The sequence below is a fragment of the Bifidobacterium sp. LH_426 genome (assembly GCF_056356875.1).
Map to the genome: position 1 here is coordinate 484,482 of NZ_JBKEVB010000001.1, position 13,600 is coordinate 498,081.

Here is a 13,600-nt window from a genome sequence, read left to right on the forward strand (position 1 = left end):
CATCGTCAGGAGATGACGGCCGACTTCGTGAAGAAGACGAGACGGAACTTGCCGATCATGATCTCGTCGCCGTTCTTCAACGTGGCCTGGTCGACACGCTGGCGGTTCACGTACGTGCCGTTCAGGGAACCGGCGTCCACGACGGTGAACACTCCCCCGGTGCGACGGAACACGGCGTGTGAACGCGAGACCGTGGAGTCGTCGAGCAGGATGTCGGCACGCGGGTCGCGCCCCACCGTCACCTCGTCCTCATCGAGCAGGTAACGGGAGCCGGACACCGCGCCTCGCGTGGAGATCAGCAGCGCCGTGCCCTCCGACAGTCGGGCGATGGTGTCGAGATCCTCCGTGGTGAGCGGACGGTCGCCGGTCGCGGTTACGGGAATGGTGATTGCGGGCAGACCGATGATGGTCGTCTCGCCTGCGCTGGGAATTGGTTCTGTCATGGTTTCCTATTCTACCGTCCTTGCGTACTTATATTGCTTTTCGCCGCGCACGGCGTTGATGACGACGTCGTCGGATTGTTCGACGGTGACGCGTGAACCGTACATGACCTTGAGTCTGGAGCCGATGCCGCCCGCGATGTTCACCGCGTTCTGCAGGTCCCCCGGATTGCCGATGGCACGCACCACATACGGCGTGTCGAGCGTGACGCCGTCGCACTGCAGCTTGCCATCGTCGCCTTTGACGATCGAGGTGGAGGTGACGACGCGCACGTCTCCGATGGAGATGACTTCGGCGCCGGCGTTGCGCAGCTCCTCGATGAGGGTGAACAGCGTGGCTGCGTCGATGCTCTGCTTCGTGCCCTTGGTGATGCGGATGATCACGCCCTGCCCCTGCGCGGGCAGCCTACCGGAGATGATGCCGCTGGTCTCTTCGTTCTGCTTGGCGATCTTCTCGGCCTGGTCGCGTTGGTCGGCGGCGGCCTTGAGGCTGGTGAGCTGGCTGGTGAGTTCGTTCTTGCGCTGTTCGAGGTTCGTGGCCTGCGTGCTGGTCTCGTTGATGAGGCGTACGAGCTCGTCCTCGCTCATCGTCTCGTAGGTGGACTGCGTGTTGTTGATCTGCGTCATGTAGCCGAAGCCGAGGAGGGCGCACATGAGCACGACGAGCAGCGTCGAGGCGAGTTTGGTCTTCAGTCCGGCCCCGCCGAGCTCACGTTTGCCGTCCCGACGTTTGCCGACCTGGGGGAACGATCCGGTCTCCAACGAATCGTTGCGTTTCTCGGCGGCGTCGCGCGCCTTCATCTCGCCGATGATGTTCCCGCCGTTCCGTGCGGGTTTCCTGCTTCGTCTCGCCATGTCAGCCTCGGAAGATGAACCGTCGGATGGCGGACACGTTGGAGAAGATGCGGATGCCGAGCACGACGATGACGGCGGTCTGCAGCTGCGAGCCGACGCCGAGCTGGTTGCCGAGCAGGACGAGCAGCGTGGCGGTGATGACGTTCGCGAAGAACGAAATGATGAACACGCGATCGGAGAAGCGGCGCTCGAAATAGGCGCGCGCGGCGCCGAGCAGCGCGTCAAGCGCCGCCACCACCATGATCGGCAGATACGGCTGTATCCATACGGGAATGTCCGGTTGGACGAACACGCCGATCACCACGCCGATGATCAGTCCGAGCACTGCTGCCATTACTTCGCCTTCCTCGCGTAGCTGATGTCTCCGACTACGGCCGCTTCCAGTGTAATCGACTTCGACTGTTTCATCTGCAGGGTGATGCCGGCGTCCTTGTAGGCGTCATACAGGGTCCCAAGCCTGTCGGGATCGGCGACCTGGGACAGCGCGGTCCTGTCCCCGATGGCCTCGATGCGGTACGGGCTGTCGACCGCGTCCAATCCGATGAGGATCGTGCCGCCGGCGGTGCGGATCGAGGTCTGGATGCCGAGCCGATGCCCGTTCACCGCGATCGCCTCGGCACCGGACTGCCAGAGCAGGGAGACGAGCTGCTGCAGGTCGGCGTCGGTGACGACGCGCAGATGCCCGCCGGAGGATTCACGCGGCGTGGCGCCGTTCGTGGAGCCATTGGAGGCGGCGATCGGGTTGGATACGGTGAGCGTGACGCCCTCGCCGGTCACCTTCACCTGGCCGCTGGCCATCTCGTCGTCCAACACGGTCTGCGTGGAGCCGGCGACGTCGAGACGTTTCGATTGCCGTTCGATCTGGCCGCGCAGCGTGTTCACCTCGCCGGTGAGCTTGCCGACGTTCTTCTGCGAGGATTCGAGTTCGGCGGCGAGCGACGCCCTCACCGCCTTGCGCGGATCGGAATGGAGCTGCTGCACGAACAGGCTGCCGAGGAATCCGACGCCGATGCAGACGATGAAGCAGACCACGCGCGTCACCCACATCATCATCGGCGATTCGCGGTGGGTGGCGAGGTTCGAATCGAGATAGATCGGGTCGAGCGGACGGTTGGTCAGATCGTCGATGAGTCTCAAGGAATCGTCCTGGCGGATGCGTCGGCGGCGTTCCCGCTCGCTCAGCGGAGCCGTTGCCTGGGCGGTATGGTGGGATAGGAGTCCCCCGTACGCGTGGGAGAATGCCGAACGACGACGCCTTGTCGGCGCTCCGTCCGTTCCTCTCCCCGCTGGATATGATGCCGGCACCGGCTCGTCCACGCTCATGCGCGGGCCTTCTCACGCCGTTCGCGCTCTCGCTGCTCATGCCGTTGCGGCAGCTCCTGGCGCAGCACGGTGACTCCCTGGCGGAAGTAGATGTACCCGGCGAGCCAGTACATGGCGACGCCCCAGATGCCGGTGGCCAGCGCCGCCAGATGCAGCAGACGGAACAGCGACCCGGTGCCGAGGTCGGCGATGGTGAGCGAGACGATCGCCATCATGAGCAATGCGGTGCCGGTCTTGCCGACGAAATGCACGGGCAGCGGGCCATAACCGTATTGCGCGAGCCACAGCACCTGGATGGCCATGAACAGGTCGCGTATGCCGATGACGATGAGCATCCACCATGGGATGATACCGGCGACGCCGAGCGCGATGATCGAGCAGAGAATGAGCAAGCGGTCGGCCAGAGGATCGAGAATCTGGCCGATCTTGCTCACCTGATTGAGTCTGCGGGCGAGGATGCCGTCCAATCCGTCGGAGAGTGAGGAGACCGCCAGCACGATCAGGGCGTTCACCATTTCGTGGTTCGACATCAGCCATGCGATGAACGGAATCGAGATGATCCTGAACAGGCTGAGCAGGTTCGGAATCGTGAGATAGATGTCGCGCGGTTCCGGGCTGTAGGTCGACTTGGTGTTGCGTTCGGTCATGCTGTCGGTGTTTCGTTTGCCTCTGGTCGTATGGGGATTATGGCGTCGTCGCCCGCGTGGGTCAGATGCGCGACGCGGTCAGCGCGGTCACGATGATGCCGCGCGCGCCCACGTCGTACAGCTTGTCCATGAGCTGGTTGACCTTCGCCTTGGGCACCATGACGCGCACCGCGTTCCACTGCTTATCGTGCAACGGCGAAATGGTGGGGCTTTCGAAGCCGGGGGTCACGTCGATGGCGGCGGCGACCTTGGACACGGGGATGTCGTAGTCCATGAGCACGTAGCGCTGCGCGGTGATCACGCCTTCGAGACGACGGCTCAGGATGGTCAGGCGCTCGTCCTTCTCGTCCAGTCGCGGCGAGCGGATGAGGCACGCCTCGGAGTGCATGATCGGGTCGGCGAAGATGCGCAGGCCGGCGTTCCTCAGCGTGGTGCCGGTGGACACGACGTCGGCGATGAGGTCGGCGACGCCCAGCTGCACGGACGATTCGACGGCGCCGTCCAGATGGATGGTCTCCGCGTTGATGCCGTGGTCGACGAGGTAGTCGTGCACGAGCTTGTCGAAGGAGGTGGCGACGCGCTTGCCGTCGATGTCCTCCAGCTTGGAGAAGGAGGATCCGTTCGGCGCGGCGAAGCGGAACGTGGAGGCTCCGAAGCCGAGCGGCATGTGCTCGAGCGCGGCGGTGCCGGAGTTCTTGAGCAGGTCCTGGCCGGTGATGCCGCAGTCGATGGTGCCGCGGCCCACGTACACGGCGATGTCGAGCGGACGCAGGTAGAACAGTTCGATGTCGTTGTCCGGATCCTCGACGACGAGCTGACGCGAGTTGGTGCGCAGACGGTAGCCCGCCTCCGCCAGCATGTTCCAGGCGGGTTCGGACAGCATGCCCTTGTTGGGCACGGCGATTCTCAGCATGGTTTTCCCCTTAGTCATGGATGCGGCGCGGGCTATATCGCCCGCGCCGCAGAAACAGTCACAGGTGCTTGTAGACGTCCTCGAGGCTCAGACCGTGCTTGATCATCATGACCTGCACGTGGTAGAGCAGCTGGCTCATCTCCTCGGCGGTGCGGTCCGCGCCCTCGTATTCGGCGGCAATCCAGGTCTCGGAGGCCTCCTCGACGATCTTCTTGCCGATGAAGTGAGTGCCCTTGTCGAGCTCATCGACGGTCAGGGAGCCTTCCGGACGGGTCTTGGCCTTCTCGCTCAGTTCGGCGAACAGCGATTCGAACGTCTTCATGTGTCTGTGATGCTTTCTTCTTGGTTTCGGAATATGGAATCCCGCGGGAAAACCGTGCGTGTCGACGCTCAGTCGCGGTACGCGGCTGCGGCCTTCTCGCGGATGGAGTCGATGGCGGCCGCGCGGTCGTCGGCGCCGTACACGGCGGAGCCGGCCACGAGCACGTCGGCTCCGGCCTCGGCCACGATGTGCGCGGTCTTCGGGCTGACGCCGCCGTCCACCTGGATCTTGGTGTCGAGGCCGCGGCGGGTGATCTCGTCACGCAGGCGACGGACCTTGGACATCTGGTTGTCGAGGAACTTCTGGCCGCCGAAGCCGGGCTCGACGGTCATGATGAGAATCATGTCGAACTCGTCGAGGATGTCGAAGATCGGCTCGACCGGCTCGGCGGGACGGACGGCGAAGCAGGCCTTGCAGCCCATGTCGCGCAACTGGCGGGCGAGACGGACCGGGGCGTGGGTGGCGCCCATGTGGAAGGACACGGAGGAGGCGCCGAGACGCGCGTATTCGGGGGCCCAGCGGTCCGGGTCCTCAATCATGAGGTGCACGTCGACCGGCAAATCGGTGACCTCGCAGATGCGCTTGACGATCGGCTCGCCGAGCGTCAGATTCGGGACGAAGTGATGGTCCATCACATCGACGTGGACGAGGTCCGCGTTGGCGATCGCCTTGAGGTCGCGCTCAAGGTTGCAGAAGTCGGCGGACAGGATGCTGGGGGCGATTTCAATCTTCTTCATGGTTCCATACCTTATCCATCAAATGGGACTATGGCCGGCGTCCGGGAGCGTTGCGCCGCCGGACGGGGCGGATGTTCAGTCGTCGTTCCTCGTGCGTTCGTCTTCGGAACGTTCCTCGGTCTGGCGCTGCCGTTCGAGTTCGTCCGCGGTGACCGCGGTGAGACGGGCGGCGAGCGTCGACGTCTCCCGTCCGACGCGGTGCAGCGCGGCGAACAGGACGCATCCGGCGAGGAAGACGAGGATGGCGGTCCACACGTTGGTCCTGAGGCCCAGGATCACGGTGGAGTAGTTGATGCGCACGTTCTCGATCCATGTGCGGCCGAGGCCGTACCAGATCATGTACATGGCAAACTGCTGGCCGGCCTTGAGCCGGTCGGCGAACCTGCGTCCGATCCATACGATGAGCGCGGCCCCGATGAGATTCCAGATCATCTCGTACAGGAACGTGGGGTGGAACAGCGTGCCGGAAGGGCATGCGGTCCCCTGGTAGCACACTTCGGTGCTGCCGATCGCGTCCGCCGAATCGTTGAGCTTCAGTCCCCACGGCAGGGTGGTGGGCCAGCCGAACAGCTCCTGGTTGAACCAGTTGCCGAGACGGCCGATGGCCTGCGCAACGAGAAGCCCCGGGGCGAGGCAGTCGGCGAGCAGGGCGAACGGGTAGCGCTTGTGGCGGCACCAGAGGAACGCGGCCAGCGCGCCCACGCCGATGCCGCCGAAGATGGCCATGCCGCCCTCCCACACCTTGAGGATATTGACGAGGCTGCCGGTGGGCGGGAAGTATGCGGACGGCGTGGTGATGCAGTGGTACAGGCGCGCGCCGACGAGCCCCGAGGGCACGGCGACGAGCGTGGTGTCGAGCACTTGGTCGAAGGTACCGCCCACGCGCTTCCAACGGCGGGTGAGGATCCACACGGCGAAGCACACGCCGATGAGGATGCACACCGCGTACATGCGGATGGTCACCGGTCCGATCTGGAACTTCGAGAACGTCGGTGAGGGAATGTATGCGAGATTCATGGGTTTCATCGCTCTCATCCTACGACGGGCGCGCCGTGGATCCGACGCGCCCGTGCGGAACGGCGGACGTCAGGCGCGCGCCCCGTGGATGCCCGCGGCGAGCTCCTCGCTCTTAGCGGCGAGCAGCTTCAGGCCTTCGGCGGTGTCGCGCGGCGAACGGTTGTCGTCGGCGAGCAGCGTGTGCACAAGTGCCGAGCCGACGATCACGCCGTCCGCGTAGGAGCCGACCTTCGCGCCCTGTTCGGCGGTGGACACGCCGATGCCGACGCACACGTTCTTCGCGCCCGCCTTGCGGGTGCGCGCGACGAGCGTCTCGGGGGACGCGTCGATGCTCGCGCGTTCGCCGGTGACGCCCATGCGGGCGGCCGCGTAGACGAAGCCACGCGCGTTCCTCGCGACGACTTCGAGACGCTCGTCGGCGGAGTCGGGCGACACGAGGAAGATACGGTCGAGCCCGTGACGGTCGGACGCCTCAATCCACTCCCCCGCCTCGTCCGGGATGAGGTCCGGGGTGATGAGGCCGGCGCCGCCCGCGTTCTCGAAGTCGCGGGCGAACTTCTCGATGCCGTAGTGGTAGATGAGGTTCCAGTAGCTCATGATGAGCGGCACGCCGCCGGCGTTGGCCACGGTCTCCACGGCCTCGAAGACGCGTCGGATGGTCTCGCCGTTGTTCAGGGCGATGGAGGACGCGGCCTGGATGACCGGGCCGTCCATGACCGGGTCGGAGTACGGCAGGCCGATCTCGACCGCGTCGACGCCGTGCTCGACCATCGTGCGGAAGGCGTCGAGCGAGACCTCGGGGTCCGGGAAGCCGTACGGCAGGTAGCCGATGAAGGCCGGCTTGTCCTCGGCCTTGAACTTCGCGAACATGGCCTCGGTGGGGCTGGGCCGGTGGCTGATGCCCAGCGGCTGGCCGGAGGGCGTGGTTGCTGCGTTTGTCATATCGAAAATCTCCTCCTGATGCTGTGCATCCGTCGCCGTTCAGGCGACCGTGTTCCCGTGCGCGCCGGTCACTTCGAGCGCGGCGGCCTGGTCGTCGGTCAGGTAGCCGAACCACTTGCCGGCGGTGGCCATGTCCTTGTCGCCTCGGCCGGAGATGTTGATGATCATCACGGCCTTGTCGTAGCCCTTCGCCTTGAGGTCGGCGGCGGCCTTGAAGGAGCCGGCGACCGCGTGCGAGCTTTCGATGGCGGGAATGATGCCTTCGGTCTGGCTCAGGTCGCGGAACGCGTTCATCGCCTCCTCGTCGGTGGCCCACGAGTAGTTGACGCGGCCGATGTCCTTGAGCCACGCGTGCTCGGGGCCGACGGACGCATAGTCGAGGCCGGCGGAGATGGAGTACGTGTCGAGCGTCTGGCCCTCGTCGGTCTCCAGCAGGTAGCTCTTGGCACCCTGGAACATGCCGAGCTGGCCGGTGCCAGGGGCGAAGCGGATGGCGTGCCTGCCGGATTCGGGGCCGTTGCCGCCGGCCTCGTAGCCGTACAGGTTGACGCGTTCGTCGTCGAGGAACGCGTTCATCACGCCGATGGCATTGGAGCCGCCACCCACGCACGCGCACACCGCGTCCGGATGGTCGATGCCGTACCAGTCCTTGAGCTGCTGCTTGGCCTCCTCGCCGATGATCTTCTGGAAGTCGCGCACCATCTCGGGGAACGGATGCGGGCCCGCGACCGTGCCGAGCAGGTAGTGCGTGTCCTTGACGTTGGTGACCCAGTCGCGCAACGCCTCGTTGATGGCGTCCTTGAGGATCTTGTCGCCGAGCGTGACCTCGACGACCTCGGCGCCGAGCATGCGCATGCGCGCCACGTTGAGGGCCTGGCGGCGGGCGTCGATCTGACCCATGTAGATGCGGCACTTGAGACCGAGCATCGCGCACACGGTGGCGGTGGCGACGCCGTGCTGGCCGGCGCCGGTCTCCGCGATCACGCGGGTCTTGCCCATGCGCTTGACGAGCAGCGCCTGGCCGAGCGCGTTGTTGATCTTGTGCGCGCCGGTGTGGTTGAGGTCCTCGCGCTTGAGGAAGACGCGGGCGTCGAGTCCGGTCTTCTCGCGGATGAGCTCCGCGAAGCGCGGCGCTTCGGTCAGCGGCGAGGGACGGCCCACATAGCGCTGCTGCAGCGTCATGAACTCCTTGTGGAATTCGGGGTCCTTCTTGGCCTCGTCGTAGACGCGCTCCAGCTCGTCGAGCGCGGTGATGAGCGCCTCGGGCACGTATCGGCCGCCGAACTGGCCCCAGTACGGGCCGTGGTGTTCGCTCAATGGGGTGGTTTCTGATGCTTTCACTCTTGCTCCTGCCTTCACTAGTCGTTCAACCGCAAGTTCATGGTCGTCCGCCGTGGCGACGCCCTCGCCGACCAGCACCGCGTCGGCGCCGGCCCGGCCATAGTCCTCGACCTCGACCGCGCCGAACACGCCGGATTCGGCGACTCGGATCACGTCGTGGGGCAGGTCGTCGGCCAGTTCGGCGTACTTGTTGACGTCGACCCTGAGGTTCTTCAGGTTGCGCGCGTTGATGCCGATGACCTTCGCGCCGGCGGCGATGGCGCGCTCGATCTCCTCGCGCGTGTGCGTCTCGACGAGCACGGTCATGCCCAGCTCGTGCGCCAGGTCGAGCAGGTGCCTCAGCTTCGCGTCGTCCAACGCGGCGACGATGAGCAGCACCAGGTCGGCGCCGTGCGCGCGCGCCTCGAGGATCTGGTAGTCGGTGACGATGAAGTCCTTGCGCAGCACCGGGATGTGCACGGCGGCGCGCACCTTGTCGAGATCGTCGAGGGATCCGAGGAAGCGACGGCCCTCGGTGAGCACGGAGATGGCGCTCGCGCCGCCCCGCTCGTATTCGCGTGCCAGCGCGGCCGGGTCGGGGATGTCGCTCAGGTGGCCCTTGGACGGGGAGGCGCGCTTGATCTCGGCGATCACGGGGATGCCGTCGGCGCGCTTGAGCCATCGTTTCGCGTCGATCGGGGCCGGGGCCGCCAGCGCGGCCTTCCTCACGTCCTCCAACGACACGGTGCGCTCACGGGCCTGCTGGTCCTCCAGCGCGCCCGCCACCAATTCGTCCAGTACCGACATGGTCCTCCCTTGAATGTCTGAAGTCTGACCATGCGCCACCATAGGCCAACCATGTCCGCAACCGGCGCGCGCGTCCTACATTCCGGGCATGGGGGACGCATTCCGGCTCCCCCGCACCGGCGTACCGCCGCGCCGCCGCGGCTCCGTGATGCCGTCGCCGTCAGTCGCCGCGCAACGCCGCCGTAGGGGTGAACCGCGCCGCTCGGGAAGCTGGATGGATGCCGGCGAGCGCGCCGACGAGGATGGCGGCGCACCATGCCGTCGGCAGGGATGTCCAGTCCAGTGCGATTGGTTGTCGTGTGGATAGTGCGACGCCTATCGCCGTTCCTGCGCCGAGCAGGACGCCGGCGAATCCGCCGAGTGTGGAGAGCAGTGCCGCTTCGGTGAGGAATTGCATGCGGATGGCGCCGGGGGTCGCGCCGAGTGCGCGGCGCAGTCCGATTTCGCCGCGGCGTTCCATCACGGTGACGATCATCATGTTGGCGATGCTCATTCCTCCCATGGCGAGTGCGATCGCGCCGATCATGAGTCCCAGTGCGGTCAGTGAGTCGTCGGTGGCGTTGCGGGCTTCGGATAGGTCGGCGGCCGCGTTGACGGTCACGCCGGTTCCGGTGAGGTTCGCCGCGTGGGCGATCATGCGGCGCAGCGTCTCCGCGTCGCCGGGTTTCGTGCGTACGTAGATGGCGCTGATTCGGCTGATGGTTTGCGTTTGGTCCGGGTAGTGGGTTTTCGCGTATTTCGATCCGATGATCACGGATGAGTCGAGGTGTTGCGCTTGCGGCATCGGGTCGAGGATGCCGATGACGCCGTACCATGCGTCGTCGATGAGGATGCGGTCTCCGGTCGTGGTCACGCCGAGGCGGTAGGCGGCTTCGGAGCCGAGGATCGTGACGGGCAGGTTCTCGTTGTCCGTGTCGATGCCGTGGCCTTGTGCGAGGGAGGCGCCGAGGGCGTCGAGGGCGCCTGGTCTCATGACGGATAACGCCAGCGCGTTGCCGTTGGATTTGGGTACGAATTCGTTCTTGAAGATCCGGGCGTTCTCCGGTGGGGTGTCGAAGACGCCGACCTGTTCGACCTGTGGTTGGCGGGCGATGGTCTTCGGCGCGTATTGAGGCAATGGGATCGGCTGTCGTGCGGCGTCCTGTCCCGGCGTGATCACCTGCAGGTTCGCGCCGAGCGCGTCGAGTCGTGCGAGCAGCGCCGCCTGGTTTGATGCGGCGATGCCGGACAGCGCCACGTATGCGGCGACGCCGAGCGCGATGCCCAGTGTGGCGAGCGTCGTACGTGATGTCCGTCCGGTCGCGCCGATCCATGCCGTGTGCAGGAGGTCCATGATGCGAGTGCCGATTGGCCGCGTGGACCGGGTGCGGTCGTTCATGGTCGTTCCCTTTCCGTCGGTCCCGTCATGGAGTCGTCTTGTGGGGTGTCGTCCCGTACGTTGCCGTCCTGGATGTGGAGGCGGCGCGGGAAACGGGTCGCGATGTCGGGATCGTGCGTGACGATCACGAGGCTCGCCCCGTCGTCCGCCGCTTCGAGCAGCAGGTCGATGACCGCGTGTCCTGTGGCGGTGTCGAGTGCGCCGGTGGGTTCGTCGGCGAAGATGATGTCCGGCCGTTTGGCGAGGGCGCGGGCGATGGCCACGCGCTGCTGTTCGCCGCCGGAGAGCTGTGATGGGCGATGGTGGAGGCGTTCCTTCAGTCCGACGCGTTCCAGGGCCTCGATCGCGAGTGCCTTACGCGTTGCGCGGGGCGTGGATGTGTATTGGAGTCCCGTCGTCACGTTCTCCAGCGCGGAGACCGTCGGGATGAGGTGGAACTGTTGGAATACGAAGCCGATTCGCGCGGCCCGCAGCATGCTGCGTCTCCGTTCCCCCATCGCGGCCACATCGTCGCCGTCGTAGCGCAACGTGCCGCTGGTGGGCATGTCGAGCGTGCCGAGCAGCGACAGGAGCGTCGATTTACCCGAACCGGACGGTCCCACGATCGCGATGCGCTCCCCGCGGCCGATGGAGAGGGATGTCTCGTGCAGGATCTCCAATGGTTCGCCGTCCCGTCCGGGATGGCTTTTCGTCGCCCGCTCCAAGGTGAGGAGCGGTGCCGGCATGGTCGATGGCCGTACCATTCCGCTGCCCGTCATGACACCACCACCTTGTCGCCGGCTTCGAGCCCGTCGGCCTTCGTCAGCTGGACCCGCGCGTTCGCGACCAGCCCGATTTCGACGGGGACGCGTGTGACCGTGTCTCCGCGCACCACTTCGACCGCGTACGTGTTGCCCGCGGACGCGATGATCGCGGTCACCGGCACGATCAGCGATTCGCCGGAGCCCGCCTGATCGGAATCCGCCGTATTCGGGATGACGAGTTGCACCGATGTCGTGCCGAAGCGCGCCACCTGGGTCTGGTCGGGGAAGTCGACGCGCGCGGAGGGCGGGGTGACCTGCCCGTCCTTGCCCGTGGACTGGCCGCCCTGGTCGACCGCCGTAAGCGTGGTGTCGATGGTCGTGTTGTCCGGCATGATGACCTGCACCTTGTCGCCGGCCTTGAAGGTGGCGGCCTGCGTGGAGGTCAGCGTGGCCTCCACGTGCAAGGCCGTACCCGTGTAGCTGCCGGGGCTGGCGTCCCTGTCCCCGAGTCTCGCGGTCACGGTCTTGACGCGGATCGGCGCCGATGGCGCCAGCACCACGGAGGACGGCTCGAACACGCCGTTGGCGGCGTCGCCGGCCAGGCCGAGCGAACGCTGCCATTGGCGGACCGCCTCACGGGTCAGCCAGTCGAAATGCCCGTCGATGGTTCCGGCGAAGAATCCGAGTTCCGCGAGGTTCTGTTCGAGCTGGGTCACGTCCGGGCCGTCCGGCGCATCCACCTGGAGCGTACGCCAGAAGGGCCGCTCGCCGTGGAAGAGCGGCACGGGTGTGCCGTTCATCTCGTACACCTGCTGCCCGGTGGCGATTTCGGCGCCGGGCATGGGCAGTCGGGTGATGACGCCGGTGGCCGGCTGGAAGTCGGATGACGCGTCGTACTGCAGGGTCCCTCCCAGTCGGGTCTCGGCGTCGAGGACGCCCTTGACGACCGGCTGGGTGCGCAGCGTGGTCACATCGACCTTCGCGGCCGACGCCGCGCGTCCGATGCCGGTCGTATGCCCGACGAACGTCCACGGTTTGACCACCACGCACGCCACGACCAGCCCCACGGCGACGGCGAGCGCCGCGATGCCCGTGATGGCGCGGCGGATCCTTCTGGTCCTCCTCGTTGCGGTTCGTGTCATGTCGGGCCTCTTTCGTTGGGTGTTCCCGGTTCTTTCGGCCGGGGTCGGGGTTTGTACGTCTATTGAGCCGTGACGGATGAGGTTGCGGAGCCGTCGATTTCGCTCATCGTCTTCGTGTAGTCGTAGCCGAATTCCTCGGGTGTGCCGTCGAAGCCGTAGGCGATGTGGGCGTCGCCTACGGGGCATTCCTTGAGAAAGCGTCTGAGTTCGTTCTCTCCGACGGTTTTGGGGATGAGAATCGTGGTGGGTTCGTCGCCGGTCGGGTCGGCGACCCAGGTGAAGCCTTTGGCCCGGGCTTTTCGGGCGTAGTGAAGTGCGGCGCGTTTGTCGTCTTCGGAGATGGTCTGGGGTGTGGCGAGGTCCTGCGCGGGTTGGCTGAAATCGGGGTTATTTTTCTCGCAGTCGGAGTAGTCGGAGCGTTTCGGCTCGTATGGTGTGCCGGCGAGCGCGGTGGAGTCCTTGAACGCCACCCAGACGGCGTTGTCTTCGAGACTGGTGTACATGGCGTTGGTGTAGAGCTGCTGGCTTGTGTCGTTGGTGTCGACGTTGGTGCCGTCGGCGTTGGCTTGGATGGGGTTGCCGGATTGGTCGATCATGCGCAGTTCGGCCATGTTTTTGGTGGTGGGGCGTTTGGCCTTGCCGTCGGCGCCGGGGGTGACGGGGCCGACGGCGACTTGGGCGTCGAAGCCTTTGCCGGTGAGGCAGGCGACGAATCGTTTGGCGGTGGCATCGGTTTCGAGTGCGGTTGTGCCGGCCGAATCCGCGTCGTCGCCATTCGTGCCGGCGGCAGATGGTGTGGCGCAGCCGGCGAGCGCGGCGAGGCAGAATCCGGCTGCCGCGGTCAGTGCGAAGATGTGTCGGCTGGCTGCGAGGATTGGTTGGATGCTGGTCATGGCGTCCTCCTTGGTCATCTTGGGGATGGCGTGTCCCATTCCCCTGTGTGGTTGCCGTGTCTCCATCCAAGCGTGCGACGCGTGGAGTGTCCGTGTGGAGTCGGCTCACTTTCGGATTACC

15 protein-coding genes are annotated in these 13,600 nt (G+C 65.9%); all 15 read right to left on the bottom strand.

What is annotated here, in order from left to right:
• Positions 1–5 precede the first annotated feature (5 nt).
• Positions 6–443, bottom strand: coding sequence for an FHA domain-containing protein (locus AC1AYD_RS02135; RefSeq protein ID WP_476501695.1), 438 nt, complete (start codon positions 441–443; stop codon positions 6–8).
• 6 nt (positions 444–449) lie between these two features.
• Entirely contained in the window at positions 450–1,295 is an 846-nt protein-coding gene (locus tag AC1AYD_RS02140; RefSeq protein ID WP_476501694.1) for a DUF881 domain-containing protein, read from the bottom strand.
• Between the two features lies 1 nt (position 1,296).
• Positions 1,297–1,629 carry a small basic family protein gene (locus AC1AYD_RS02145; RefSeq protein WP_101623019.1) on the bottom strand — a complete coding sequence of 111 codons (333 nt, stop codon included), beginning with the start codon at positions 1,627–1,629 and terminating at the stop codon, positions 1,297–1,299.
• A complete protein-coding gene (locus tag AC1AYD_RS02150) occupies positions 1,629–2,618 on the bottom strand; it encodes a DUF881 domain-containing protein (protein WP_476501693.1) in 990 nt (329 codons plus the stop codon). Before AC1AYD_RS02150 ends, AC1AYD_RS02145 begins: the two co-directional genes overlap by 1 nt.
• A complete protein-coding gene (locus tag AC1AYD_RS02155) occupies positions 2,615–3,265 on the bottom strand; it encodes a CDP-alcohol phosphatidyltransferase family protein (RefSeq protein WP_476501692.1) in 651 nt (216 codons plus the stop codon). Before AC1AYD_RS02155 ends, AC1AYD_RS02150 begins: the two co-directional genes overlap by 4 nt.
• 61 nt (positions 3,266–3,326) lie before the next feature.
• The gene (hisG, locus tag AC1AYD_RS02160) at positions 3,327–4,178 is read right to left on the bottom strand and encodes an ATP phosphoribosyltransferase (protein ID WP_476501691.1); all 852 of its coding nucleotides are present in this window, start codon (positions 4,176–4,178) and stop codon (positions 3,327–3,329) included.
• Between the two features lie 58 nt (positions 4,179–4,236).
• Positions 4,237–4,500, bottom strand: coding sequence for a phosphoribosyl-ATP diphosphatase (locus AC1AYD_RS02165; RefSeq protein WP_034528235.1), 264 nt, complete (start codon positions 4,498–4,500; stop codon positions 4,237–4,239).
• 68 nt (positions 4,501–4,568) lie between these two features.
• Positions 4,569–5,237: a ribulose-phosphate 3-epimerase gene (rpe, locus tag AC1AYD_RS02170; protein WP_476501690.1), complete on the bottom strand. Its 669-nt coding sequence runs from the start codon at positions 5,235–5,237 to the stop codon at positions 4,569–4,571.
• A 75-nt stretch (positions 5,238–5,312) separates the two neighbouring features.
• Complete coding sequence (gene lgt / locus AC1AYD_RS02175; protein ID WP_476501689.1) at positions 5,313–6,254, bottom strand: prolipoprotein diacylglyceryl transferase; 942 nt, start codon at positions 6,252–6,254, stop codon at positions 5,313–5,315.
• A gap of 69 nt (positions 6,255–6,323) precedes the next feature.
• Positions 6,324–7,196, bottom strand: coding sequence for a tryptophan synthase subunit alpha (gene trpA, locus AC1AYD_RS02180; RefSeq protein ID WP_476501688.1), 873 nt, complete (start codon positions 7,194–7,196; stop codon positions 6,324–6,326).
• Positions 7,197–7,235: 39 nt separating this feature from the next.
• A complete protein-coding gene (locus AC1AYD_RS02185) occupies positions 7,236–9,323 on the bottom strand; it encodes a bifunctional indole-3-glycerol phosphate synthase/tryptophan synthase subunit beta (RefSeq protein ID WP_476501687.1) in 2,088 nt (695 codons plus the stop codon).
• Between the two features lie 160 nt (positions 9,324–9,483).
• Positions 9,484–10,701 (bottom strand): ABC transporter permease, encoded by a 1,218-nt coding sequence (locus tag AC1AYD_RS02190; protein WP_476501686.1) that lies wholly within the window; start codon positions 10,699–10,701, stop codon positions 9,484–9,486.
• On the bottom strand, positions 10,698–11,426 hold the full coding sequence (locus AC1AYD_RS02195; protein WP_476544609.1) for an ABC transporter ATP-binding protein: 729 nt from the start codon (positions 11,424–11,426) through the stop codon (positions 10,698–10,700). Before AC1AYD_RS02195 ends, AC1AYD_RS02190 begins: the two co-directional genes overlap by 4 nt.
• A gap of 29 nt (positions 11,427–11,455) precedes the next feature.
• Positions 11,456–12,586 (bottom strand): peptidoglycan-binding protein, encoded by a 1,131-nt coding sequence (locus AC1AYD_RS02200; protein WP_476544610.1) that lies wholly within the window; start codon positions 12,584–12,586, stop codon positions 11,456–11,458.
• A 59-nt stretch (positions 12,587–12,645) separates the two neighbouring features.
• The gene (locus tag AC1AYD_RS02205; protein WP_476544611.1) at positions 12,646–13,479 is read right to left on the bottom strand and encodes a hypothetical protein; all 834 of its coding nucleotides are present in this window, start codon (positions 13,477–13,479) and stop codon (positions 12,646–12,648) included.
• Positions 13,480–13,600: the final 121 nt, after the last annotated feature.